Below are 25,541 nucleotides of genomic sequence, written 5' to 3' on the forward strand. Positions count from 1 at the left end.
TACAGTAAGTAATAAACTTTAAGTATTGTGTAGCGTTTCTATAATAAGTCTGTAGAAAACGCGGCCACATCGATATGATTATGATAAAAATAATACATAAAATTGATATGAATCAATAAGCAATAACAAAATATATAGGGTGTTTTATTTTATGAAATTGACGATTTCAGATGAAGATGGCTTTATTGCTATTGTAAATAATGAGCGATACCAAACTTTTGTAGATGAGGATTGGCAATTTGAGCAATTGATTGAGCATTTCAAAAAACAAATTCAACAACAGCACTTAATCCTATGGCAAACCAATGAATGGGGCGGTGGTGTTTGGAATATTGAAGTGATTCAGGATGTAAACCTGTTAGAAGGTCAGCATCAATTCAAACAGTTGATTCAAGTTAGCAATCAAAAATTATATCTCAGCAATTACACAGACTTAACCATGGCTGCTCAATTTGTGGATGAACGCATTCCAAGTAAGGATAATCAACAGTTATTTGTTGAACTCGCCAATGGTTTGTATCAGGTCACAGTGAGTAATCTATTTGAAAAAGATGATGCAGACTCGGTAGAGGAATTTGATGAAGATGCGATTCATTTTCAAATTTGTATAGCGCCTTATTCTGGTGATCTTTCTGTTGAGCAAACCGCAATGATACATTGGTTCGAAGAAGAAATTTAGATTGATCTTTAGAAAAATTAAAAGCCAGAATCACTGGCTTTTAATTTATAAATACATTTTTAAATCAGTTGCTTAAACTTGAGCCAAAGCTTGTTCCAAATCTGCAATCAAATCATCAATGTGTTCGATACCAACAGATAAACGCACCATATCAATGCTGACACCTGCTGCCTTTAACTCATCTTCATTGAGCTGACGATGGGTCGTTGTTGCAGGATGACATGCCAAACTTTTCGCATCACCGATATTCACCAAACGCGTGAAAAGTTGTAAGGCATCAATAAAGCGTGTACCGCCTTCACGACCATCTTGTACGCCAAAAGATAAGATTCCTGATGGTTTACCTTTGACATATTTCTGTGCCAAAGCATGTTGTGGATGATCTTTTAAGCCTGCGTAATTCACCCATTTTACTTTTGGATGGGCTTTTAAATATTCAGCGACTTTTTGCGCATTTTCAGTATGACGCTCCATACGCAAATTCAAGGTTTCTAAACCCTGTAAGATTAAGAACACGCTGAGTGGACTGATTGCAGCACCTGTATTACGCAAAGGCACGACACGTGCACGTGCGATGTATGCAGCTTCACCCAAAGCTTCCACATAATTCACACCGTGATAGCTCGGATCAGGTGTGTTCAAGACTTTGAAACGTTCAGGATATTTACCCCAAGGGAATTTACCGCTATCGACAATCGCACCGCCGATTGAATTACCATGACCGCCAATATATTTGGTCAATGAGTGCACCACGATGTCTGCACCATGCTCGAAAGGTTTAAGCAGAGCAGGGGTTGCAACAGTATTGTCTACGATCACAGGTACGCCGTATTCGTGAGCAATTTTTGAAATCGCTTCAAGATCAATGATATTGCCCAGTGGATTACCGATAGACTCAACAAAAACCAATTTGGTTTTGTCATCAATCAGATCACGTAAGCTTTCAGGTTGTTGATAATCAAAGAAACGTACTTCAATACCTTGTTTCGGTAAAGTATGGGCAAATAAGTTATATGTGCCACCATACAGAGTAGAAACAGAAACGATATTGTCACCCGCTTCAGCAATGGTTTGAATCGAATAAGTAATGGCTGACATGCCTGATGCTAAAGCCAATGCACCAATACCGCCCTCAAGCGCTGCCAAACGCTGTTCTAATACAGCAGTCGTTGGGTTCATGATACGGGTATAGATATTGCCCTGAACTTTGAGGTCAAACAGGTCTGCACCATGTTGGGTATCATCAAAAGCATAAGAAGTGGTTTGGTAAATCGGCACAGCCACAGCTTTGGTGGTGGCTTCAGGCGAATAACCTGCATGAATGGCGAGCGTTTCATCCTTATACGTCATAGTTACGTCATCTTCGTGAGTTAAATTTAAAATCAGTTTAGCATTTATGAATATGAAATAAAGCGCAAAAATAATTAATATTTATCTAAAAATTTCATATAGATGGTTTTAATTCACTGAATAGTGAAAAGCGTTTATTTATCAGTGTTTACAGGTTAAATGTGTCTGAGAATGACAACAGTTGTTATTGTGATTTTATGTGATAGGGTTAATTTGAATTCACTAAATTGCTGTAAGATTTACAAAAATAATTTAAAAATTGAATTGATGAATATGTGATGATTAAAAAATTCAATGACATTGTGTTTAAACGGACAGGTAAAAATAACTCATACAAATTGGATGATTCTAAACAAATGTATCTCATTTCAGCGTATAATTAGTACCATTTAGCTATTTATTTGTTGTTCGCATTTTGCGGACTTTTATTCTTTATAGAGGAGTCCTACGTGGCCCAATATATTTACACGATGAACCGTGTGTCGAAAATGGTTCCGCCGAAGCGCGAAATCTTAAAAGACATCTCTTTATCATTCTTTCCAGGTGCGAAAATTGGTGTGCTTGGTTTAAACGGTGCAGGTAAATCGACCTTACTCCGTATTATGGCTGGCGTAGATAAAGATTTCTCTGGTGAAGCGCGTGCGCAACCTGGTATTAAAATCGGTTATCTAGAGCAAGAACCTCCTCTAGATGAAACAAAAGACGTTCGTGGTAACGTTGAAGATGGTTTACGTGAACCATTGGATGCTTTGGCACGTCTTGACGAAGTATTTGCTGAATATGCAGCAGAAGATGCTGATTTTGACGCGCTTGCAAAAGAACAAGAGAAGTTAGAAGCAATTATCCATGCTTGGGATGCACATAATATTGTCAACCAAATGGATCAAGCTGCTGCTGCATTGAATTTACCTGCTTGGGATGCTGATGTTTCTAAGCTATCTGGTGGTGAGCGTCGTCGTGTAGCATTGTGTCGTTTATTGCTTTCTAAGCCTGACATGTTGCTTCTTGACGAACCAACGAACCATTTAGATGCTTCATCTGTATCTTGGTTAGAGCGCTTCTTGAAAGACTTCCCTGGTACAATCGTTGCGATTACGCATGACCGTTATTTCTTAGATAACGTTGCGGAATGGATTCTTGAGCTTGACCGTGGCATGGGTATTCCATATCAAGGTAACTATTCTTCTTGGTTAGAGCAGAAAAATGCTCGTTTAGAACAAGAGAATAAGCAAGAAGAATCTTTTGCTAAAGCATTGAAAAAAGAACTTGAATGGGTTCGTTCAAATGCGAAAGGTCAGCAAAAGAAAAACAAAGCGCGTATGGAGCGTTTTGAAGAGCTTAACTCGCGTGAATTCCAACAGCGTAACGAAACTTCTGAAATCTACATTCCACCTGGCCCACGTCTAGGGAACAAGGTTGTAGAAGTTGAAGGCATCAGCAAATCGTTTGGTGATCGTACGCTTTATAAAGATTTATCATTTGTTGTACCACCTGCTGCGATTGTTGGTATTGTTGGTGAGAACGGTGCAGGTAAAACGACACTATTCCGTATGATGACGGGCGAACAACAACCAGATACAGGTACTGTAGTGCTTGGTGAGTCGGTTAAAGTCGCTTATGTCGGTCAGATCCGTGACACTTTGGATAACAATAAAACGGTTTGGGAAGAAGTTTCTGGCGGTTTAGATATCTTAAAGATTGGCGAATACGAAATTGCATCACGTGCCTATATCGGTCGCTTTAACTTTAAAGGTCAAGATCAACAAAAGCGTGTAGGTCAATTGTCAGGTGGTGAGCGTAACCGTTTACAACTTGCGAAAATCCTGCAAATGGGCGCGAACGTGATCTTACTGGATGAGCCATCGAACGACTTGGATATCGAAACTTTACGTGCGCTTGAGGATGCAATTCTTGTATTCCCAGGCACTGTGATGGTGATCTCGCATGACCGTTGGTTCCTTGACCGTATTGCAACGCACATCTTGTCATTTGAAGGTGAAACACCAGAATTCTTTACGGGTAACTATGCTGAATTTGAAGCATACCGTCAAAAACGTGATGGTGATGACCTTGTTACGAAGCGTCAAAAATACCGCAAAATTGGTGTTTAATTACATCTAAATAAAAACCAGCTTACGAGCTGGTTTTTTTATTGCTGATAAAGACGTTCTAGTTGGTTTTGAGCGTCTACATGCCCTTGATTAGCTGCCAATAATAACCATTTTTGTGCGGTGGCTTTATTTGCATCTAAACCGAGTTGCCCCTGTAAATACAGCATGCCTAATTTATATTGTGCAGTGCTATAGCCTTTTAAGGCAGCATGTAAAAAATACCAAATCGCATTACGTTGATAGTTATTTATTTGATCACTCAATCGGTGATCAAAATTAATTTCATAAAGTCGGTTGAGTGCTAAATGCTCATAGCCTGTAGCACGATGGTAAATATGCATGGATTCAGATAGATTGAAGACATGAGCTTGCTCTGGGCGATGGAAATGTTCTATCACTGAGCTTCTAAGCCTCCGTATTATTTTTATTAAATCCATTTGCCTTTACTCTATTGACCATAAAGCATTTATTGAAGACTAATTTAATTAAATGAAATTTAAAATACCTGATAATAGTGATTTTTGATAATGATCAATTAAAAAAGTAGAAACACTTTTTCTGTGAGTATTTTTTAAGGAAATTATGCTATCTATTTAGTTTTATATTTTAGTGTTGTGATATTTATCACTATTTTTATATTTTTAATATAAATTTTCCTTTGGATTTAATTGTAAGAAGTTATTTGAAAATAACTTCAATGATGTTTTTGAGATATTTAGTTGAAAGCGTTATTCAATAGAAACTGTATTTAACTTATCCAATAAAAAAGAGTGTCATAAAACACTCTTTAGTATCTATTTTGATTGAGAACAACTTATAAGCGCATTTCAATGCCTTGTTCTGCTAAATATTTTTTCGCTTCAGGAATGGTATATTGACCAAAGTGGAAAATAGAAGCAGCCAATACTGCATCCGCACCACCTTGTAAAATACCATCTGCTAAATGTTGTAAATTGCCGACACCACCTGATGCAATCGTTGGGATGGTCACACGGTCATTGATTTGACGCATTAGACCAATGTCATAGCCTGCTTTAGTTCCATCAGCATCCATTGACGTGACAAGTAACTCACCAGCACCGAAGTCAGCCATTTTCACAGCCCATTCAATCGCATCAATGCCTGTTGGTTTACGACCGCCGTGGGTGAAAATTTCCCACTTATTCTCACCTGTTTTTTTCGCATCAATCGCCACGACGATACATTGTGCGCCAAAGCGTTGTGAAGCTTCTTGAACAAATTCAGGATTAAATACGGCTGCTGAGTTGATGCTAACTTTATCTGCACCTGCATTAAGCAACATGCGAATATCTTCAACTTTACGTACACCGCCACCGACAGTTAATGGAACAAATACGCTTTCTGCCATACGTTCAACTGTACGGTAGGTGGTATCACGACCATTTGATGTCGCAGTAATGTCTAAGAAGGTAATTTCATCGGCACCTTGCTCATTGTAGCGACGTGCAACTTCAACAGGATCGCCTGCATCACGAATATCAAGGAACTGAACACCTTTCACCACACGACCATTATCAACGTCTAGGCAAGGAATAATACGTTTAGCAAGCATAATTTTTTCCAAAAATAACAGCCGATTATCAATCTGAGCGATCTAGGTGCTACACCTAAAACCTGAGAGAGGGTATTCTATCAAACTTATGTAAGTTTTTTCGCAGGTTTTGTATGTCGGTTTATACCACTTTGAGTTTACAGGAAGTTCAAGCTTTCGCAGCACCTTATGGATTGGAGGTGATTGAGCTGAATCCGATTCAAGGCGGTATTCAAAATACCAACTATTTTATCGTTTGCGCAGATGGTTCACAGTTCGTTTTGACACTGTTTGAAAATATGGATGCGCAAGGTGCAGGAGAAATTATTCCTGTATTGGAACGTCTAGGTGAGCAAGGTTTACCTGTTCCTGTTCCACTCAAATGTGATGGTCAATATATTCAAATTTTAAAAGATAAGCCTGCCCAAATTGCGCCACGGATGTCAGGTAAACATCCTATGCCATCTACGGTTGAGCAAGTGGAGCAGATCGCCATTGCCCAAGCCAAAATGCATCTTGCTTTGCAAGACTTTCCTTTACAACGTCAGTCTGCGCGTGATCATGCCTATTGGTACAACGTTGCTCGACAAATTAAACCGACTTTAGATGTTGCAGATACTGCATTATTAAACAATTTGTTGGGGCTGTATGAAGCTTTAACCATGATGTACCCAGATCGTCCAAAGGGTTTTATTCATTCAGATTTATTCCGTGACAATACTTTGTTTGAGGGGAATCAACTCAAAGGTATCTTAGATTTTTATGAATTGAATCAAGATGAATTGTTGTTTGATATTGCGATTACCTTAAATGACTTCTGTACTGAATATCCGGAAGTGACTTTGAATGAAGAAAAAGCGATGGCTTTTTTAAATGCATATAGCTCGATTCGTCCACTCACATCAGATGAAAAAGCGTGCTTAGAGTTGTATTTGGCAATGGCAGCAGGGCGTTTTTGGATGATGCGTTTACAAGTCGCACAAATGAATGCTGCGGAAGGACGTACTGGTGATGATATTTTGCAGAAAAATCCTTTAGAAATGCGTAATATGCTGGTTGAAAGACTTAAATTTGTAACTGCTTAATTTGTAGTTGCTTCAATAATATCAATGTGTAGGGTAGAACATGCGTGATCAAGGTCGTTTAGTGGAATGGTTGGATGATAAAGGTTATGGCTTTATTCAGCCCAATGATGAATCCAAAGGTCGCGTGTTCCTGCATATCAAAGACTTTGCGCAAAAAGGTCCACGTCCAATCGTGGGCTGTGCATTGGAATATGTAGTGCAATTGGATGGGCAGGGACGATACAAAGCCAAGCAAGTCACCTATTTAAAAGCCAGTCAGACTGTATCCAAATCAACGCGACCTGCTAAAAAATCAAATGCACAATCGACAAGTAAGTTACAACCGATGCAGATCCTGTGTGTTGTATACATTGTGGCTTTGGCAATCCTATCGGTAAGTGGTTTTTTAAATGGTATGGTTTTACTTTTTGTAAGTATTATCAATGTGATGACTTATTGGTTCTATGCGCAAGATAAAGAGTCTGCTCAAAATGGGCAAAGACGTGTCCCTGAAAATACTCTACATGTTTTATCATTCTTAGGGGGGTGGCCCGCTGCATGGTTGGCGCAACAACGTTTACGACATAAAACACAAAAACAACCTTTTAGAAAGATTTATTTCTGTACTATATTTTTTAATATTTTATTGATTTTATGGCTTATTTCTCCTTTAAATGTATTTAAAATTTAAAGTGGAAAAGCATGCAACAAATCGGGAGTGAGCATGAACAATTATAGCAATTCCAATAATAGTAAATCACTGACCTTGATTTTATATATCTTGTACATCGTGGCAATTTTTTCAGCGGGAATTCTTGCTGTGATTGCGTTGATCATCAACTACGTGAAGTTGGATTCTGTACGTGGTACGATTTTTGAAAGTCATTTTAAATGGCAAATTCGTACCTTTTGGTGGTATCTCATTTGGACTGTTTTGGCATTTGTACCTTATCTCTTTTTATTTTTTACTCTAGATAATCCCAATGCCTTTGCAGGCGTTGCATTTGCTGCAACAATATTTTGTGTTGCTGTTTTATTTATTTCTTGGATATGGATTGTGTATCGTGCGATTCGAGGCATTATTGCTTTGAATGATGATCAAGCTTTGCCTATTTAAATCTTAGAGTCATAGTCATGATCATTGAACATGTTCATTTACAGATCAAGCCTGAGCAAAGTCAGGCATTTGAGCAAGCTTTTCAAAAGGCGATGTCATTGATTCGTGTTTCCAAAGGCTTTAATGAAGTTCAATTGCTAAAGAATATTCAGGATGAGCACCGCTATATTCTAATGGTGGTGTGGAACGCGCTTGAAGATCATACAGAAGGTTTTCGCAAGTCTGCTGAATATCAGCAATGGAAAGCATTACTTCATCCATTTTATGATCCAATGCCAACAGTTGAATATTATCAACCGTGTATAACATTGAAGAAATAAGATTTAGAGATGTGCTATGTGGATTGATTATTTAGACGCTTAGGTTTCTTTAAAAACTTTGGCTTCCATTCACTGACAATCACACCTAAAACCACCAGTAAACCGCCAAATAGCGCAATGATCGGCAAGCGTTCTCCAGCAATTCTACCAAATAGTGCAGCCCAAACAGGCTCACCAGCATAAATGATCGCAGCTTGAGCCGAATCCACGGATTGTTGTGCCCAATTCATCACCAATTGAATACATGCACTGGCAATGCCTAAACCACACAGTACCGCGATGAGTTGCCATTGAAAATTAGGCAATTGAGTTTCACCTAAAAATGGTGTGAGGATAAAACAGAATAAAGAGGCAAAAGCCAATTGAATAACAGTGACACGTCGAACGTTGACCTTACCTGCAAAATAACCAATCAAAATAATTTCCAGTGCAATCGCAATTGAACCCAGTAAAGTCAGAACTTGTCCATAATTTAAATGAATTTGCTTGAAGCCATTTCCTGTTAAAAACACCAGCCCAATAAAGGCAAGTACAACCCCGAGCCATGTCATGATAGAAGGCTTTTGTAGAAATATGCCCCACAATAAAATAGGCACTAAGGGTACATATAAAGCGGTTAAAAAAGCAGATTCACTACTGCTAATCGTTTGTAGCCCAACTGTTTGTGTGCCATAGCCAATCGCAATCACCAAACCAATTAAAGCACCTGCGATAAATTCTTGGCGATTAAAATCTTTTAAGTATTTCCAAGAGATCAAGCTCACAGCAATTGCCGCTGCCATAAATCGAAAAGCGACAAATATGATCGGGCTACTAAAATTCAGACCATATTGCACGGTTAGAAAACTGCCACCCCAAATGATGGTAATCAGGATGAGCGCAATTTGAGGTGCTTTTGCACTTAAAATAGATTGAGAAACTGGTGACATAAATATATAACGATGAAAGGCGAGGACATTTTACGCCAAGCAGAATATTTATGTTGAATTTGTGCAATATCTACATCATTAAAATGTCATAGCATTACCGCTATAATTGTATTGGATACAGAGAGAAGGAAAATAAGCGATGGTGATCGAGCAAGCTGTATTTCATATTGTCGAAGGGCAAGAAAGTGCTTTTGAAAAGAAATTTTATGAATTGTCTGATATCTTTCGTCATGCAGATGCGTGTGAAAAATTTAAATTGATTCGTGGTATTGAAAATAAACAACAGTATATTTTACAAATTCATTGGACCAGTCTTGAAGCGCATACCGATGTATTTATGAAAACTGAAGAATTTAAACAATGGTTTTTAGCCATGAAACCATTTTTAGCAGAAAGAATTAGTATGCAACATTTTGAAAATACATTGGTTTAGCAATCATGATTTTTTATTTTCCAAGCAATAAAAAAGAGAACATTAAGTTCTCTTTCTATTTTAACTTTTAGATTTACAAGTCTTAAAGACCTTGCTCATCCAATAACAATTGTGCTTCACGAAGGTTTAATGTGCCTTCATAAATCGCACGACCTGTGATAGCACCTAAAATGCCATGTTTGCCTTTTAAGTTACGCACATCATCTAAATTGGTCACACCACCTGAAGCAATCACTGGAAGACCTGAGTATTCAGCAAGATGCACAGTTTGCTCAATATTCACACCTTGCATCATGCCATCACGCGCGATGTCGGTATAAACGATACTTGAAACACCTGCATCAGCAAAGCGTTTAGCTAAATCAGTTGCTTTAACGTCAGTCACATTTGCCCAACCATCGGTTGCCACCATGCCATTGATCGCATCGATGCCAACAATGATATGACCTGCAAATTTCTTACACGCTTCTTCAACAAATTCAGGTTCTTTAACCGCTTTTGTCCCAATAATGACAAAAGACACGCCTGCATCTAAGTAGTGTTCGATGGTTTCTAAAGAACGAATACCACCACCGATTTGAATCGGTAGATCTGGCTGTGCTTTGGCAATCGCTTCAACCACAGGCTTATGGATTGGCGTACCTGCGAAAGCACCATTTAAATCAACCAAATGCAAACGACGAGCGCCTTCATTTACCCAATGCTGTGCAGTTGCCACAGGATCATCAGAAAATACGGTATCGTCTTCCATACGACCTTGTTTTAAACGGACACATTTGCCATCTTTCAGGTCAATTGCAGGGATGATCAGCATGCTTTCGCTCCTTGCCTAATCTCATCAAAATTTATTGGGTGCAATCTTAGCAAAATATTGATCAATTTCTAAGTGATAGTTTTAGCTTTTATTGGGACGAATTCTTAATTTAAGCGATGTATTGGGAATATCGTGTGGAATTAGCCCTAAACGGAGTAATTCTTCAAAAATCAGTACAGGTGCATAAGCATCGGCAGCCGCATATTCGATTTGTGGAATGGTCAAGCTTTTACGTGCCCAATTTGAGGTACTTACCGATTTACTTTTAGGAAAATTCATTTGAAATAACAGAGCGATGGCATTTTTAATCCCTACAGGATTATTGAGCCCAAAACTGCCAAAGCATTTTGAAAGCTCAATCACGCTGTTGAGTTCAATGCCTTTTTTACGAAATAGATGTGCATCATTTTTTAAACCGAATCCAACTTTGATTTGATCGGGATTTTCGAAAATGGGTTTTAGAAAATTGAGAATATCTGGAGAAACTTGAAAGAGGTACGCTTTTTCAGCCGTTGCCAATTGGATTAAGTGAGGACCAGTTTGAACTTCACCTTTGTTAAATGTTGGTTTGGATTCCGTATCAAAACCGAGTAGTGCAGCTGTTTTTAATTCAGTCTCGATGGTTTGGCATTGTTTTAATTGGTTAATCACTATGATTTTGTCTAAGGGGAAATTAGGGAAGCGTGGGAAAGTCAGAATTTGTTCTTTACTTGGCAGATGTTGAGCTTGGTCGTTCACAAATTTTTCCCTAAACTTTCATGCAGACCTCATATCTGCAATCTAAATACTGTGTTTGAACTGAGATAAAAGCTCATATAAAAGCACAGAAAAATTTAACCATATTGTTATAACAAACTTTGGCGAAAAGATGGTAATTTTGTGGGATGAAAATAAAGGAATCGTTGCAATGGCTGATAAAGATGATGATCTTTTGATTGAGGGTGCAAAACGCCTAAAACAATTGATTCAGGATAAAAATATTAAAGCCAGTGATGTCGTCAATATTCTAGAAACGTCGAAAGGCACGATGACCAAATGGTTGCAAAATTCAACGCCATCGAGTGCACAAAGCTTAATTGAATTAGCCCGTTTGGTCGGGATGACCGAGCGTTGGAATAGTGAATCAAAACAACAAACACAACAAGATCAAGCAGATTTGGTCAATAAAGCTTATGTGGCATCTGAGGTGGATTTAAGCCAAGCGACGATGGAGCAGTTGATGGGGGAAATTAAAGATCGTTATGCCGCTTTAAATTTAAAAGCAGATATTAAAATTACGGTTGAGCCATTGGAAGGTGGTTTTGTGAGTAAAGAGTAAAGTAATCACGATACGAATATAGTGATTACTTGACGTAAAGTTATTCTGATTGCTGTTGCTGATTTTGTTGTTCAAGTAGTTGTTCAAACTGTTGTTTCTGAGCGCGTTCGACATAACTTTGGTATGCAGGAATTGAGATTGCCGCAAGTATGCCGATTAACGGAATAATTAAGATATTCATCCACGCCATAACTTTTTCCCAACCAGCTGTTGGACGCGGAGCGCCATAATTGTTTGCCCCTTGTGTACCCGGTGCGAACAATAAATATAATGCCAAGCCAATGTTTGCCAATGGCACTAGGAATAGTAACCATAACCAACCGCTTTGATTGAGATCATGTAAGCGTCGAACTGCAAAAATAATTGTAAAATACAAGAATGCGATATAAATAATCACAAAAACAATAATTGTAAAAGTAGAAATTGATGCAATGCTTTCAGGACTTGTACCTACAAGTACAACAACTGCAACTACTAGCATAACTAAAAAAACAAGGGTACTGAGAAATGACCACCCCAAATAAGAAAGTCGTCCAAAACGCCCACTTGCTTTTAACGCTGAATCATCAGACTGATAATTAGACATAATATTTTCCTGTTTTAAAAAATTTTTGAGTATGTTGTAAAAAGAATTGCGGTTTTTTTATTCAATTTGTTGCGATAATAATTAAGAGTGCTTCAGAAATAAAGAGAAATTATCAAAAAAAACCATTTAATAGACTTGGTTCTACATAGTAACGATGCACGAAGCAGAGCTTTGAAAGGTGTATTGTCGCTTAAAGACTAGCGATGCTGTGAGACTACACTCTGAGAGCCTTCAAATTCAATGATTGGCTGATTTGGAGGTGATATATGTAAAACATAAACACAGAATATGACGAGTAATGGAATACAAATGATTGAGAGTAGCGCAATCACTTTTTCCCAGGTCGGTGTTGTTCTTGGTTCACCATAGCTATTGGATTGACGAGATCCATTAAATAAAAGTAGATAGCAGAATAAGAATATTTGTATCACAGGAACGAGGAGTAAAATACTGAACCAACCTGAACGATTTAAATCATGAAGTCTTCGGATGGTAAAAATAAAAAACGTATATAGCGTGAAAATAAACAGCACAAATATCAAAAATGCTTCTAATAAACTGGGAGGTGTCGGTGCTTCATTTTCACCGATCTGAATATTAAAGAGTTTGAAGCTTAGATAAATATCCAAGGTGATGGTGGAAATACTGAGAAGCATTGTCCAAGCAATATAGGATAGACGTCCGAAACGACCTGAAAAGTTAAAAGGTTGATGACTGTTATTCGACAAAGGCGTGCTGAATTTGTTTAAAGTTGTTTTGAGCGAGAACATTATTTTTATTGATTCCTAAGTTCGTTTTGAGTGCTTGTATTTTTAATTTAAGATTTTGAATGAATATTTAAAGCAAGTTTGAATTGTGCCAATTTTAATGAAAAATGATCAATGAATCTACGAAAAATGGATTTAAAGCGTAAATAATAAAAAACCAAGCCCTTGATGAACTTGGTTTTTATGCAGTTTTAAATTTTACAAGTGGGTTAAATATCCCATTCCACAAAGTTTTTTAGCAACTGTAAACCTGCTGTATGACTTTTCTCAGGGTGGAACTGCGTTGCAAATAGGTTTTCTTTATGAATTGCTGTACAAAACTCTAAACCATAATCACAAGTCGCTGCCACTAAGTTTGTATCTTTCGGTTCTACATAATAACTATGTACGAAGTAGAAACGCGCATCTTGCTCAATGTCTTTCCACATTGGATGACTTGGATTAGCTTGATGCACTTGATTCCAGCCCATGTGCGGTACTTTTAAATTTTCGATTTCAGGAAAATGCTTCACTGAACCTTCAAAAATCCCCAGTGCTTCAGTACCGCCATTTTCTTCCGAAGTTTCAAGCAAAGCTTGCATGCCGACACAGATCGCAAGTACAGGCTTGTTGAATGCTGCATTGCGAATGACTTCATCAATGCCTGCTTCACGCATCCCTTGGATACAGTCACGCATAGCACCCACGCCCGGAAATACAATTTTATCTGCTTGAGCAATCAGCTTTGGATCATTGGTCACATCAACCGTTGCACCGACATGTTCTAGTGCTTTGGCTGCTGAGTGAAGATTTCCCATGCCATAGTCAAGAAGGGCAATACGGGTCATTACAATGTTCCTTTGGTAGATGCAACAGTATTCTCAGCACGAGGGTCGATTTCGCATGCCATACGAAGCGCACGTGCAAATGCTTTAAACACACTTTCAATTTGGTGGTGGCTATTTTTACCTTTTAAATTGTCGATGTGTAAGGTCATGAGTGCATGATTGACAAAGCCTTGGAAGAATTCTGAGAATAAATCCACATCAAAACGACCGATCATGGCACGAGTAAATGGAATATCCATGAATAATCCTGGACGACCAGATAAATCCACCACAACACGGCTTAAAGATTCATCAAGCGGTGCATAGAAATGACCGTAACGACGTAAGCCTTTTTTATCACCTAAAGCTTGTGCAAAGGCTTGCCCTAAAGTGATTCCGCAGTCTTCAACCGTGTGGTGATCGTCGATTTCTAAGTCACCATCACAATGAATATCAATATCAAATAAGCCATGACGCTTGATTTGATCAATCATATGGTCTAAAAAGGGAACACCTGTATTGAGCGTGCCTTGACCAGTACCGTCAAGATTCACACGAACTCGAATTTTAGTTTCGTTGGTGTTTCTTACCACTTCACTGATACGTTGAGCCATAGACACGTTCCTCAAAAAACGTCAAAAATTAAAAGTTTGATGTAAAGATGTTTCGCTGTGACGAAAGTGACAGCATATTAGATTGCTCAGGAGGGTTAATCAATGCCTATTACCGTACATGCTAAAACTTCAATAGAGAATCAAGAAGTTCGCGAGCAGCTTGAGCGATTATATGACACCAGTCCCGAATTTGGGGATGGTAAAGATGCCATAGAACAACTTGAGCAAAACTTAACACATTATACCCTACTTTATGTCGCAGAATTTAATACCAAAGTAATAGGTGCATTATGGTGTACGGGACAGGGAGAAAGCAAAGTTTTAGAAAACATTGTGGTTCATCCTGCAAACCGTGGACGTGGTGTTGCTGAACGCTTAGTAGAAGAAGTTTGTCGTATTGAAGAAGAAAAAGGTGTGAAAACATTTGAGCCTGGCTGTGGAGCAATCCACCGTTGTTTGGCACATTTGGGTAAAATTTAATTGATTTACTCAAACGGATGTTTTTAAGCAGTCTAAATAGGCTGCTTTTTTTATCATTGGATCATAGAATTGTTGAAAATAAATACAGAAAATCGTTGTATTTAAAATAAATTCGCTACTTTTGCTTTAAAAATAAACTATTGATCATTTTAAAGGAGTTCAATGCTTGACGACAAAAGCATTAAATTGTTTAATACGCCCCATCGGCGTGATAGCTCAGTAGGTAGAGCAACGGATTGAAAATCCGTGTGTCCCCAGTTCGATCCTGGGTCTCGCCACCATATTTAAAAAATTTTCAAGATTTCAATCCCTGATCCCATCAGGGATTTTTTTTGGGTAAAAAATACTCACTCGAATCAAGTTGCGTAAAAAAGTCATGATTTATATTGACTATTGCACTGAGATACGGCTTAATACACCGCATCGGCGTGATAGCTCAGTAGGTAGAGCAACGGATTGAAAATCCGTGTGTCCCCAGTTCGATCCTGGGTCTCGCCACCATATTCAAAAAACCTCAAACATTGTTTGGGGTTTTTTATTGCCTGTTTTTAAGATCAGATAAAGCCGTGGATCAGCGAATAAGCTTTGATGAGGTAAATGGATTGTCTTACAAAATAGGTTATTGAACTTTGTGAATGTCGTAAAATATAATCTTATTCAGAACAATAGATAGCTATAAAAACAATGAAAGATTTATTTTCATCGGGTAGTCAGCTTTATCAGCAAGCTCGACCCAGTTATCCGCCAGAAGTTATTCAGGAAATTTTAAATCATGTTCCTGCACGTGGTTTTGCGTGGGATTGTGGTGCGGGCTCTGGACAATTCACTCAGCTTTTAGCCCCTTATTTTGATCATATTGTTGCAACAGATATTAGTGCGCAACAATTACAACATGCACCATATTTTGACAATGTCAGTTATCAAGTCCAAGCTTCGGAAAAAACCACATTTCCTGCACTAGGATTTGACTTGATTACTGTTGCACAAGCGATTCATTGGTTTGATTTTGATGCATTTTATCGTGAAGTCTGCCGTACTTTAAAACCCGATGGTGTTTTAGCAGTCATCGGCTATGGTTTGATTCAAGTTGAAAATCAAGCAGTCAATGCTTTGGTTCAAAGGTTATATTGCGAGCAACTCAATGGCTATTGGGATGCTGAACGTCGCTTTATTGATGAAGAATATCAGACCATTCCCTTCCCATTTGAATTTGAAGAAATACAGGTCCCTGCATTTAAAATGCAGTATCAATGGACAGCAGCACAATTATTAAAATATTTATCGACATGGTCAGCGGTGAAACATTATTGTGAGAAAAATCCAAGTCAAGATCATCCTTTGGTGGCATTGGCTGAAGTATTGACTGCAGCACATGAGGATTTGATTTTAGAATTTCCGATTTTTCTCAGAGTGGGGAAATTGAAGCAGGTGAAGAAAAAACGCTTTATGAAAAAATAGAATAAGTATCGAATTTTATCTTGGATTACAAGATATATGATTAACAATATGCTTACTTATATATTATTTTTAAGTAAAATAAATTATGAACGCCTCACATAAAAAATTACCTCTGACTTTATTCCTTTCTTTATTAAGTACAACTTCGTTTGCAACAACGGGCTATTTTATGCATGGCTATGGTGTCAAAGCACAAGGCAGTGCAGGAACCTCAATCGCACAATTCCAGGATGCTTTGACTATTGCGAACAACCCTGCTGGCTTGAGTTGGATCGGTAGTCGTGTTGATGTTGGAGCAACTGTGTTTTCACCAGATCGTTCAGCACAAATCAGTGGCAATCAAATGCCACAAGGCTATCCCAATGCCAATGGCTCATATGATGGCAATGGACGTAAATACTTTGTTTTGCCTGAAGTGGCTTTGAATCATCAAATCAATGATCAGGTTGCTTTAGGTTTGGCTATTTATGGCAATGGTGGGATGAATACGGGCTATAAGAATAACCCCTTTGCAGCATTTGGTAATTCAGGTACTGCCGGTGTAGATTTAACACAAGTCTTTATTTCTCCTGCAGTGTCTTGGAAATATGCAGAGAATCAATCAGTTGGTATCGCCACCAATATTCTTTATCAACGTTTTGAGGCAAAAGGCATCACAGCCTTTGCAGGTTATTCGGCAGATGGTTCAAATCTTAGTAATCGTGGCAAAGATTCTGCCACTGGAATTGGCGCACGCATTGGCTGGGCGGGCAACTTTTTTGATGACCGTTTGACCTTAGGTGCAAATTATTCTTCAAAAATTAATGCCGATCGCTTTGAAAAGTATCAAGGTTTATTTGCAGAGCAGGGTGACTTTGATGTACCTGAAAGTTATGGCATTGGCGTGGCTGTTAAAGTAACGCCTAAATTAACCCTTGCTGCTGATGTGCAACGCATTAATTATTCGGATGTAAAAGCGGTTGGAAATCGATTTGATGCCGCTCAGTTACAACAAGGGCATGTTTTTGGTACAGATCAAGGTCCAGGTTTTGGTTGGGAAGATATCAATGTTTATAAATTGGGTGTGAGCTATCAAGCACATCCGAAACTGACCTTAAGAGCAGGTTATAGCCACAATGATCAGCCGATCCCATCCAGTGAAGCATTCTTAAATATTCTTGCACCAGGTGTGATTCAAGATCATCTGAGTGTCGGGGCAACCTATCATATTGATCAGCACCAAGAACTCAGTGTAGCGTATACCCATGCCTTAGAAGATGAGGTTAAAGGTCAGATTTCCCCTGCGTTTGGTGGTGGTGAAGCTAAACTGAAAATGAGTCAAGATATTCTCGGTGTATCTTATGGCTACAAATTCTAAAATTTAGCGCTATTCCATTTCAACGACTTCACAGAAAGGTTAGTGTTCACTGACCTTTTTTAAATCCTGAATCAATCGTTTACCTAGACAAACAACTTCTATTTCTTCATAGCCCAATTGCTCGTAGAAGCTCTGTACGTCGATATTATCCTTACGGATGAGAAGTTGTAGCTTTGGACAGCCAAGTGCGATTAAGCGCTTCTCTAGTTGCTGTATCAGTGCGGTTGCCACACCATTGCGCTGTGCATGCGGATGTACGGCAAGATAATTGACCCAACCACGATGCCCATCATAGCCACCCATGACGGAAGCAATCAATTGATCATCTTTGACTGCCAGTAAAAATAAGCCATCTTTTTGCGCAACTTTTCTAAAAATATCAATTTCAGGGTTATTCCACGGACGGGTTAGATCACAGATTTCCCAGAGTGCAATGACATCATCTATGTCTGTTTCTTGAAATTGTTTAATGATAAACATCGCTTTTTATCTCTTGTTTTAAAAGAATGTTTACAACAGATTAATATAAAAATGAAACAATGATAAGTTTATTTTTTAGCCAAATTTATGTTGTGGGATGTATTTTAAAAGTTGAACAATTTTTGAATAGTGATTTTTTATTCAATAAAAATATGCATAATGGTGAAAAGATAATTTAAAACAAGAAAAGGATTTTTACGTGAATCAACAGGAATTTGATTACATTATTATTGGTGGTGGTAGCTCAGGCTGTGTATTGGCAGGGCGACTCTCAGAAAATTCATCTGTATCTGTGTGTTTGCTTGAAGCGGGTGGCGCAGGAGATGGTTGGAAAGTCGAAGTACCTTGTGCAGCGGTGATTAGCATTCCCACCAAAATCAATAATTGGGCATTTGAAACTGTTCCGCAACGTGGTTTAAATGGTCGAAAAGGCTATCAACCGCGTGGTAAGTGCTTAGGTGGTTCATCTGCAATCAATGCCATGGTCTATATCCGAGGACATCGTCAAGACTATGATGATTGGGCTGCACTGGGCAATGAAGGTTGGTCTTATGACGAAGTCCTGCCTTATTTTATCAAATCAGAAAAAAACGAAAGAATAAAAGATCAATATCATGGCAATGATGGGCCACTCTCCGTGATTGATTTACACAGTGATAATCCACTCCAAGAAAAATACATCGCTGCGGCAAAAGAGCAAGGCTATAAAATTCTTGATGATTTTAATGGTGCTGAACAAGAAGGTTTAGGTGTTTACCAAGTTACGCATATCAATGGTGAGCGTTGTAGCTCTGCACGTGCTTATTTATTTCCACATCGTGAACGTAAAAATCTAACGATAGAAATCCATGCTCAAACCCATCGTATTTTGATTGAAAATGGCGTGGCTGTCGGTGTGGAGTATAAACAGAATGGGCAACTCAAACAGATTCGTGCGCGCCGTGAGGTTTTATTAAGTGCAGGCGCAATGCAGTCACCGCAAATCTTAATGCTATCAGGTGTGGGTGATCAGCAAGAGTTGATGCAACATGGTATCGAAGTGAAGAAGCATCTGCCTGGTGTGGGTAAGAATTTTCATGATCATCCAGATTTTATTTTTGCTTATAAGGTCAGTGAAATTCAGGGCACATTTGGTTTATCTATTGCGGGCTCAATTGATTTATTCAAGCAGATTGGGCGCTATCGTAAGGAGCGCCGTGGTTTAATCACCACCAATTTTGCAGAATGTGGTGGCTTTATTAAAAGCTCTGATGAGCAAACCGTACCAAACCTACAATTGCATTTTGTAGTGGCATTAGTCGATAACCATGCACGTACAATGCATACGGGACATGGTATTTCATGTCATGTTTGTCTGCTCAATCCGAAAAGCCGTGGCACCATTAAAATCAGTGGGTCAAGTATTGATGATCCTTTGCTGATAGATCCTGATTTTTATGGTGATGAATCTGATTTAGAGGAAATGGTTAAAGGGTTTAAGCTGACCCAAAAGTTAATGGAATCGAATGCTTTTAAAAGCATGATTAAAGAAGATTTATTTACATCTAATATTCAAACGGACGAAGAGATTCGGCAAATATTACGAGATCGTTCAGATACGGTTTATCACCCTGTTGGCAGTTGTAAGATGGGTGTGGATGATATGGCTGTGGTTGATCCACGATTGCGTGTTTATGGTATTCAGAACTTACGTGTGGTGGATGCATCGATTATGCCAAAAGTGGTCAATGGGAATACCAATGCGCCTGCGATTATGATTGCTGAAAAGGCAGTCGATATGATTCGTGAGGATCAGGCTGGTGTGGCGTTTATTGAGAAGAAAGTGAAAGATGGTGTTGCTTAGTTTAAAAAATCACTTATTAATCAATCAGTATTGGACATTCTCCCCCCTCATCCTAACCTTCTTCCACTACGTCTTGCACTTCAACAAAGCAATGCTTTGTTTCGCTCAGGGAGAAGGGACTTTACAGTGTGAATTAATATCAATTCAAAATCATTCTTAATCAATAAGTATTGAAGTCCTCTCTCCCTCAGGGAGAGAGTTAGAGAGAGGGGATTTTAAATTTCTCCTGCATCTTCTTGCGAAGTTATACCTTTCGATCAAAGTTAAATAATATAAAACTTAAAGGTTTGCACAGACTCGACATACATTGAAAAATTTAAATTGCTTTGCGTAGTCGATGCCTCACTTTTGAAGGATCAAAAGTGACAAAAATCCTTTGTTGGACAAAGGGGATATCCATATCGCCCTTGTCCAACAGCGACATCCATGTCGCCTCACGATAGCATCACCTCGTTTAAAGCAATTGGTGTAAAAAGGCAAAAGAGGTTAATTTATATAAAGTTGATTTAACAGATTGGCATTAGTTTCTCCTCCTGAGAGGAGTGATGTTCATTGCGAATCTTATTGATTAGACATAAAAAACGCCCTTACGGGCGTTTCTTATTTTTACAACAGATTTAAAATCTTATGCAGATTTCTTCTCTTGAGCTTGTGCAGTCAACATATGACCAGTTTCTTCAAAGTTAGAGTGCCAAGAAAGCGCTTCACGAAGAATATGAGGTGTTTGACCGCCTTTCTCACATGCACGATCAAAGTAATCGTTCAATGCATCACGGTACATTGGGTGTGCACAGTTGTCGATGATTGCACGAGCACGTTCACGCGGTGCAAGACCACGTAAGTCAGCAAGACCTTGTTCAGTTACAAGGATGTCAACATCGTGTTCAGCATGGTCAACGTGAGAAGCAAATGGAACAACAGAAGAAATGTCGCCGCCTTTTGCAATTGATTTCGTTACGAAGATTGCAAGGTGCGCATTACGTGCGAAGTCACCTGAACCACCGATACCATTCATCATTTTTGTACCACATACGTGAGTAGAGTTTACGTTGCCGTAAATATCGAACTCAAGTGCAGTGTTGATGCCGATGATGCCTAAACGACGAACCAATTCAGGATGGTTTGAAATTTCTTGTGGGCGTAATACAAGTTTGTCTTTGTATTGTTCAAGGTTGTTAAATACTTTTTCGCCATATTTAGCAGAAAGTGTAATTGATGAACCTGAAGCAAACTTCATTTTACCCGCATCGATCAATTCGAATGTACAGTCTTGAAGTACTTCTGAATACATGACTAAGTCTTCAAAGTTAGATTCTTTAAGACCTGTGAGTACTGCGTTTGCAATCGAACCAATACCTGCTTGTAAAGGACCTAAGTCTTTTGGTAAACGACCTTCTGCAACTTCTTTTTCAAAGAAAGCGATTAAGTGGTTTGCAATACCTTGAGTTTCATCATCCGCATCAGCAACGGTAGATGGAGAGTCATGCAATTCGCTGTTGATTACGATACCGACAATTTTAGCAGGATCGATATTGATCGCAGGTGTACCAATACGCTCATCCACTTTAGTCAATGGAATTGGTTGACGTGTTGGACGGTAAGTAGGGATATAAATATCGTGTAAGCCTTCGAAAGCAGGGCTTAAGTTAGTGTTGATTTCTACAATCACTTTTTCAGCAAAAATTGCAAAGCTAGCAGAGTTACCTACTGAAGTTGTTGGAATGATGCCACCATCTTCAGTGATCGCAACAGCTTCAATCACAGCTACATCAGGTTTTTTCAACTGAAGGTTACGCATTTGTTCAACAGTTTCAGACAAATGTTGGTCAATGAACATCACTTCGCCTTTGTTGATGGCTTTACGTAAAGTGTTGTCCACTTGGAAAGGTAAGCGACGAGCAAGTACACCCGCTTCAGTCAATTTTTTGTCAAGATCATTACCTAGACTTGCACCTGTGATTAATGTGATTTTTAACGGATTTTTTTCCGCTTGTGCTACCAATGCCAAAGGTACAGCTTTCGCTTCACCTGCACGGGTAAAACCACTCATCCCAACAGTCATGCCATCTTGGATAAAGGTAGCAGCTTGTTCTGCGCTCATCACTTTGTTGTGGAGTGATGCTAAACGAATACGATCTAAAGACATGGTTTACGCTCAATTCTTGTTCAAAACTAGACGGATTGTACCGCCCTAAATGTAAATTGTGCATGCCTCTAATGCTAAGGTCTAATTTTTTCAGTAAATGTGGGTATAAAATTTTGTGATGGTTTTTAAGTTATTATTTATTAACGAAATAATAGTGACTGTTTGATAAATAAACAAATTCAAATGTTGATTTATTGAGCGATCATTAGAAATGATCACTCAAAGTTTGTTTGATTTTTTGGATCGGATTTGTAGGTGTTGATTCTTCCTCAATTTTTATATGAAGTGGAAGAGAAATAACTGCTTGTAGTCCACCTTCTGGGCGGTTAGAAATTGACAATTCACCTTGGTGAATATCGACAATTCGCTTCACAATGGCTAAACCTAAACCACTGCCTTGCACAGTTCGTGCTGCATTTCCGCGCACAAAGGGCTGCATTAAATCTTCGATTTGATCTTCTGGAATGCCTTCACCATGGTCAGCTACACAGATTTTAATGTGCTCATCTTCAACAAAAGCACTCAATTCAATCGGTTCTGAACCATATCGTTTAGAATTATTAATTAAATTACCAATCAAACGCTTTAAAGAAAGTGAGCGAGCAGTAATAGTCGGGAGTTCTTGTGGTGTGAAACGAATATCCAATGGCTTAAATTGGATTATGAGCTCTTGTAACAATACATTGATATTGGTGTCTTGGACTTCCTCATCTGAACCATCACGCATATAGGAAATAAACTGGCTGAGAATCGCGTCCATATCATCGACATCATAAATCATGCCTTCTTTGAGGAAGTCATCATCCGCCATCATTTCAGCACTTAAACGGATCCGAGTGAGTGGTGTACGCAAGTCATGTGAAATCCCTGCGAGCATAATTTGGCGATCACGTTCAGTTTGTTCAAGTGTATAAACCATGTGGTTAAATGCTTGGTTTACTTCACGAATTTCCTGAGGTCCATGATTGGTTTCGAGGTAAGGAGCTTTACCTGTTTTACTATAACTATTGGCTGCATTTTGCAGGCGGAGTAAAGGGCGATTGAGTTGGCGTACAAGCGTCAGAATGATGGCTGCTGAGATGAAGGGAACACCCAATAACCACGCTAAAATCAATTCAGGGCTATAGTCTGCATAGGTTTTCAGTGGTTCACGTACCCAATTACCATTCATTTCAGGGGTTTGCACCCAAATGCGCGGGCTCGGCTTAAACTGGAAGTAGACGGTGACATTTTTGATATCAAGTTCTTTGGTCAATTGTTTTTCAATGCGACGGGTGAAAAAGTCTGCAATGATTTTCTCTTTAACATTGGGATAATCTTTGGGATCGGTAACATACTCAACCCCAACGCGTTGTCTCAGCCATTCATCAATATCTAATTGTTTTTCATCATGATAAATTTGCAAACGTGGGTTGTTGATCATTTCCAACTCAACCGCTAGAAAGCGTGCATGTTGTTGAATTTCTGGTAAATAGAGTGTTTTCCAAAAAAACCACAATGACATAAACAAGCTGAAGAACACCACAAATAAAACCAATACTGTGGTACGCATGGCTGCGGAACGAGGTTTGATTTTGTCTAGAAAGCGTTCCCAAGGAGTACGTTTTCTTTCCTGATATGCTTCAAAGTCTGTAAATGCTTGCGGGTCAATGGGTTCTAATTTCACAGATGAATCCTAATATTTGGTATATCGTGTGATTGGATGTTTTTTAGTTTAATGGATGATCGGGATATAGCAATATCAAAATATTGATCTACATTGTTTTGTTGTTATGCTTATTTTCAAATATTCCTTTGAATATTTCACGTTAAAAAAATACTGGCAATATTCCAATCAGAATATGCCAGTATTTTTAAAACAGATTCATTTTATAGAATCATCTTTAAGTTTATTCAGCACCATCTGGAACGAATACATAACCTACACCCCAAACAGTTTGGATGTAGCGTGCGCGCGCAGGATTTTCTTCGATCAAACGACGTAAACGAGAGACTTGTACATCGATCGAGCGTTCCATGGCACCCCATTCACGACCACGTGCAAGATTCATCAGCTTATCGCGAGTCAATGGTTCACGCGGGTGTTGTACTAATGCTTTTAGAACCGCAAATTCACCAGTAGTCAACGTTACTACTTGCCCTTCACGGGTCAAAGTACGTGTAGACAAATCAAGTGACCATGGGCCAAATGACACCACTTCCACGTTTTGGCTTGGTGCGCCAGGCACTTCACGAACTTGACGACGCAGTACTGCGCGGATACGTGCCAATAACTCATTAGGATTGAACGGTTTTGGTAAATAATCATCCGCACCCGCTTCTAGCCCTGCAATACGATCAGAGTCACTACCACGAGCGGTGAGCATGATCACAGGTGTATCAATGTTCGATGAACGTAAACGTCGGCAAATGCTTAAACCGTCTTCTACGGGTAACATGAAGTCTAAAACGATCAGTGAAAATAGTTCACGTTGTAATAGACGATCCATTTGAGTGGCATCGTGGGCTGTTTTGACCACAAAACCTTTGTCTTCCAAGAAGCGCTGCAAAAGGGTACGTAAACGCACATCATCATCGACGACTAAAATGCGTTCGACACGGTCAGTTTCGTTTTGTACGACATCTGTATTTTCAGCAGGTACAACTAAACTCATGATGCACTCCCTTAATGTTGTAAATTATAAATATTCGTTAATCTCAGTATACTGCCTAAGCTCTTGTTAAGACTATGTATCAAATTGCTCAAAAATACAATTTTCATGCGGTTTTGAAACCAAAAAACAACATCTACAAAGAAACGATAAAAATTTGAGACAATTCTATGGTTATAAATAAAAAACTATACCATTTGCAAATGAAACTTTGATGTATTTAGACAATAAGTTTTTGTTTAGGTAGATATATTCGTCATTGCTGTTATCAGAAATATTTGAACAGTGGATTGTGGGGTTCACAGCCAACTGGAGGTATTTCTGTTGCTACAAAAGCAAAGGTCAAAATCTGCTCGTAGTAATCAATATGGAGGTACTTTTATGTTTATTCAAGCGTATGTATATGGAGAAATCAAAAATCTATTTTCCAATTTAAAATTGACAATAGTGAAAAATATTTGGCTACAGCGCATATAAAAGTGCAAAAACTGATCTTAGAAAAACTATTTTACAAAGCTGTTTGAATGCTACTGATGAGAGCGAAATCGGGGTTTGCGTGATTAAAAACCAATAAAAATGAAGTTTAATCACTTTTTTCATTGTTAATTTGCAAAACAATTGTGGATTTTATGGTCTTGGTCTTTATAATCACTAACTTTTAGTCCT

At 38.6% G+C, this 25,541-nt stretch carries 26 protein-coding genes and 2 tRNA genes; 14 read left to right on the plus strand and 14 right to left on the minus strand.

The window, feature by feature from the left end; translation table 11 throughout:
* Nucleotides 1-151: 151 nt before the first annotated feature.
* The gene (locus EXE10_RS00985; RefSeq protein WP_130112055.1) at nucleotides 152-679 is read left to right on the plus strand and encodes a hypothetical protein; all 528 of its coding nucleotides are present in this window, start codon (nucleotides 152-154) and stop codon (nucleotides 677-679) included.
* A gap of 72 nt (nucleotides 680-751) precedes the next feature.
* On the opposite strand, the gene EXE10_RS00990 is transcribed toward EXE10_RS00985, so the two are convergent.
* A complete protein-coding gene (locus tag EXE10_RS00990; RefSeq protein WP_130112056.1) occupies nucleotides 752-2,029 on the minus strand; it encodes an O-acetylhomoserine aminocarboxypropyltransferase/cysteine synthase family protein in 1,278 nt (425 codons plus the stop codon).
* 449 nt (nucleotides 2,030-2,478) lie between these two features.
* On the opposite strand from EXE10_RS00990, the gene ettA reads away from it, so the two are divergent.
* A complete protein-coding gene (ettA, locus tag EXE10_RS00995) occupies nucleotides 2,479-4,140 on the plus strand; it encodes an energy-dependent translational throttle protein EttA (RefSeq protein ID WP_068975012.1) in 1,662 nt (553 codons plus the stop codon).
* Nucleotides 4,141-4,178: 38 nt separating this feature from the next.
* Here ettA and EXE10_RS01000 read toward each other — a convergent pair whose 3' ends face one another.
* Together EXE10_RS01000 and hisF are read right to left on the minus strand one after the other, a co-directional pair.
* The gene (locus EXE10_RS01000; protein ID WP_228256758.1) at nucleotides 4,179-4,538 is read right to left on the minus strand and encodes a tetratricopeptide repeat protein; all 360 of its coding nucleotides are present in this window, start codon (nucleotides 4,536-4,538) and stop codon (nucleotides 4,179-4,181) included.
* Between the two features lie 416 nt (nucleotides 4,539-4,954).
* Complete coding sequence (gene hisF, locus EXE10_RS01005; RefSeq protein ID WP_213071525.1) at nucleotides 4,955-5,716, minus strand: imidazole glycerol phosphate synthase subunit HisF; 762 nt, start codon at nucleotides 5,714-5,716, stop codon at nucleotides 4,955-4,957.
* A gap of 110 nt (nucleotides 5,717-5,826) precedes the next feature.
* Here hisF and EXE10_RS01010 point away from each other — a divergent pair, with 110 nt between their 5' ends.
* The 4 genes from EXE10_RS01010 to EXE10_RS01025 are packed head-to-tail and all read left to right on the plus strand — an operon-like array spanning nucleotide 5,827 to nucleotide 8,193.
* Entirely contained in the window at nucleotides 5,827-6,777 is a 951-nt protein-coding gene (locus EXE10_RS01010; RefSeq protein WP_130112058.1) for a homoserine kinase, read from the plus strand.
* 40 nt (nucleotides 6,778-6,817) lie between these two features.
* A complete protein-coding gene (locus EXE10_RS01015; RefSeq protein ID WP_087552804.1) occupies nucleotides 6,818-7,447 on the plus strand; it encodes a DUF1294 domain-containing protein in 630 nt (209 codons plus the stop codon).
* Nucleotides 7,448-7,480: 33 nt separating this feature from the next.
* A complete protein-coding gene (locus EXE10_RS01020) occupies nucleotides 7,481-7,873 on the plus strand; it encodes a DUF4870 family protein (protein ID WP_068975017.1) in 393 nt (130 codons plus the stop codon).
* Nucleotides 7,874-7,890: 17 nt separating this feature from the next.
* Nucleotides 7,891-8,193, plus strand: a complete 303-nt coding sequence (locus tag EXE10_RS01025; protein ID WP_130112059.1) for an antibiotic biosynthesis monooxygenase family protein — start codon at nucleotides 7,891-7,893, stop codon at nucleotides 8,191-8,193.
* A 14-nt stretch (nucleotides 8,194-8,207) separates the two neighbouring features.
* On the opposite strand, the gene EXE10_RS01030 is transcribed toward EXE10_RS01025, so the two are convergent.
* On the minus strand, nucleotides 8,208-9,122 hold the full coding sequence (locus tag EXE10_RS01030) for a DMT family transporter (RefSeq protein WP_130112060.1): 915 nt from the start codon (nucleotides 9,120-9,122) through the stop codon (nucleotides 8,208-8,210).
* Between the two features lie 139 nt (nucleotides 9,123-9,261).
* Here EXE10_RS01030 and EXE10_RS01035 point away from each other — a divergent pair, with 139 nt between their 5' ends.
* Complete coding sequence (locus EXE10_RS01035) at nucleotides 9,262-9,555, plus strand: antibiotic biosynthesis monooxygenase family protein (RefSeq protein WP_068975020.1); 294 nt, start codon at nucleotides 9,262-9,264, stop codon at nucleotides 9,553-9,555.
* Between the two features lie 82 nt (nucleotides 9,556-9,637).
* On the opposite strand, the gene hisA is transcribed toward EXE10_RS01035, so the two are convergent.
* Both hisA and EXE10_RS01045 read right to left on the minus strand, forming a co-directional pair.
* A complete protein-coding gene (gene hisA, locus EXE10_RS01040; RefSeq protein ID WP_068975021.1) occupies nucleotides 9,638-10,369 on the minus strand; it encodes a 1-(5-phosphoribosyl)-5-[(5-phosphoribosylamino)methylideneamino]imidazole-4-carboxamide isomerase in 732 nt (243 codons plus the stop codon).
* A gap of 81 nt (nucleotides 10,370-10,450) precedes the next feature.
* Complete coding sequence (locus EXE10_RS01045) at nucleotides 10,451-11,107, minus strand: 3'-5' exonuclease (RefSeq protein WP_130112061.1); 657 nt, start codon at nucleotides 11,105-11,107, stop codon at nucleotides 10,451-10,453.
* A gap of 169 nt (nucleotides 11,108-11,276) precedes the next feature.
* On the opposite strand from EXE10_RS01045, the gene EXE10_RS01050 reads away from it, so the two are divergent.
* Nucleotides 11,277-11,687: a helix-turn-helix transcriptional regulator gene (locus tag EXE10_RS01050; RefSeq protein ID WP_087552838.1), complete on the plus strand. Its 411-nt coding sequence runs from the start codon at nucleotides 11,277-11,279 to the stop codon at nucleotides 11,685-11,687.
* 40 nt (nucleotides 11,688-11,727) lie between these two features.
* On the opposite strand, the gene EXE10_RS01055 is transcribed toward EXE10_RS01050, so the two are convergent.
* From EXE10_RS01055 to hisB, 4 genes are all read right to left on the minus strand, one after another.
* Nucleotides 11,728-12,273 (minus strand): DUF805 domain-containing protein, encoded by a 546-nt coding sequence (locus EXE10_RS01055; RefSeq protein ID WP_410169809.1) that lies wholly within the window; start codon nucleotides 12,271-12,273, stop codon nucleotides 11,728-11,730.
* Between the two features lie 197 nt (nucleotides 12,274-12,470).
* Nucleotides 12,471-13,043, minus strand: a complete 573-nt coding sequence (locus EXE10_RS01060; RefSeq protein WP_130112062.1) for a DUF805 domain-containing protein — start codon at nucleotides 13,041-13,043, stop codon at nucleotides 12,471-12,473.
* Between the two features lie 206 nt (nucleotides 13,044-13,249).
* A complete protein-coding gene (gene hisH / locus EXE10_RS01065) occupies nucleotides 13,250-13,867 on the minus strand; it encodes an imidazole glycerol phosphate synthase subunit HisH (protein ID WP_130112063.1) in 618 nt (205 codons plus the stop codon).
* Nucleotides 13,867-14,460 (minus strand): imidazoleglycerol-phosphate dehydratase HisB, encoded by a 594-nt coding sequence (gene hisB, locus EXE10_RS01070; RefSeq protein WP_068975026.1) that lies wholly within the window; start codon nucleotides 14,458-14,460, stop codon nucleotides 13,867-13,869. Before hisB ends, hisH begins: the two co-directional genes overlap by 1 nt.
* A gap of 102 nt (nucleotides 14,461-14,562) precedes the next feature.
* Here hisB and EXE10_RS01075 point away from each other — a divergent pair, with 102 nt between their 5' ends.
* From EXE10_RS01075 to EXE10_RS01095, 5 genes are all read left to right on the plus strand, one after another.
* Nucleotides 14,563-14,940, plus strand: coding sequence for a GNAT family N-acetyltransferase (locus EXE10_RS01075; protein WP_068975027.1), 378 nt, complete (start codon nucleotides 14,563-14,565; stop codon nucleotides 14,938-14,940).
* A gap of 205 nt (nucleotides 14,941-15,145) precedes the next feature.
* A tRNA-Phe gene (locus EXE10_RS01080) sits at nucleotides 15,146-15,221 on the plus strand.
* 144 nt (nucleotides 15,222-15,365) lie between these two features.
* Nucleotides 15,366-15,441: transfer RNA gene (locus tag EXE10_RS01085), tRNA-Phe, on the plus strand.
* Between the two features lie 183 nt (nucleotides 15,442-15,624).
* A complete protein-coding gene (locus EXE10_RS01090) occupies nucleotides 15,625-16,398 on the plus strand; it encodes a class I SAM-dependent methyltransferase (protein WP_130112064.1) in 774 nt (257 codons plus the stop codon).
* 85 nt (nucleotides 16,399-16,483) lie between these two features.
* Entirely contained in the window at nucleotides 16,484-17,755 is a 1,272-nt protein-coding gene (locus EXE10_RS01095) for an OmpP1/FadL family transporter (RefSeq protein ID WP_130112065.1), read from the plus strand.
* A 39-nt stretch (nucleotides 17,756-17,794) separates the two neighbouring features.
* On the opposite strand, the gene EXE10_RS01100 is transcribed toward EXE10_RS01095, so the two are convergent.
* Complete coding sequence (locus EXE10_RS01100) at nucleotides 17,795-18,235, minus strand: GNAT family acetyltransferase (RefSeq protein ID WP_130112066.1); 441 nt, start codon at nucleotides 18,233-18,235, stop codon at nucleotides 17,795-17,797.
* A 199-nt stretch (nucleotides 18,236-18,434) separates the two neighbouring features.
* Between EXE10_RS01100 and EXE10_RS01105 the strand changes: the two genes are divergently transcribed.
* Complete coding sequence (locus EXE10_RS01105) at nucleotides 18,435-20,078, plus strand: GMC family oxidoreductase (protein WP_130112067.1); 1,644 nt, start codon at nucleotides 18,435-18,437, stop codon at nucleotides 20,076-20,078.
* A 625-nt stretch (nucleotides 20,079-20,703) separates the two neighbouring features.
* Here the strand turns inward: EXE10_RS01105 and EXE10_RS01110 are convergent.
* From EXE10_RS01110 to ompR, 3 genes are all read right to left on the minus strand, one after another.
* Nucleotides 20,704-22,224, minus strand: coding sequence for an acetyl-CoA hydrolase/transferase family protein (locus tag EXE10_RS01110; protein WP_068975032.1), 1,521 nt, complete (start codon nucleotides 22,222-22,224; stop codon nucleotides 20,704-20,706).
* 205 nt (nucleotides 22,225-22,429) lie between these two features.
* On the minus strand, nucleotides 22,430-23,890 hold the full coding sequence (locus EXE10_RS01115) for an ATP-binding protein (RefSeq protein ID WP_068975033.1): 1,461 nt from the start codon (nucleotides 23,888-23,890) through the stop codon (nucleotides 22,430-22,432).
* 223 nt (nucleotides 23,891-24,113) lie between these two features.
* Nucleotides 24,114-24,878: a two-component system response regulator OmpR gene (ompR, locus tag EXE10_RS01120; protein ID WP_068975034.1), complete on the minus strand. Its 765-nt coding sequence runs from the start codon at nucleotides 24,876-24,878 to the stop codon at nucleotides 24,114-24,116.
* Nucleotides 24,879-25,541: the final 663 nt, after the last annotated feature.

Origin of the sequence: Acinetobacter sp. WCHAc060033 (genome assembly GCF_004209125.1) — a bacterium.
In the GTDB taxonomy this organism is placed as follows: Bacteria; Pseudomonadota; Gammaproteobacteria; order Pseudomonadales; family Moraxellaceae; genus Acinetobacter; species Acinetobacter wuhouensis.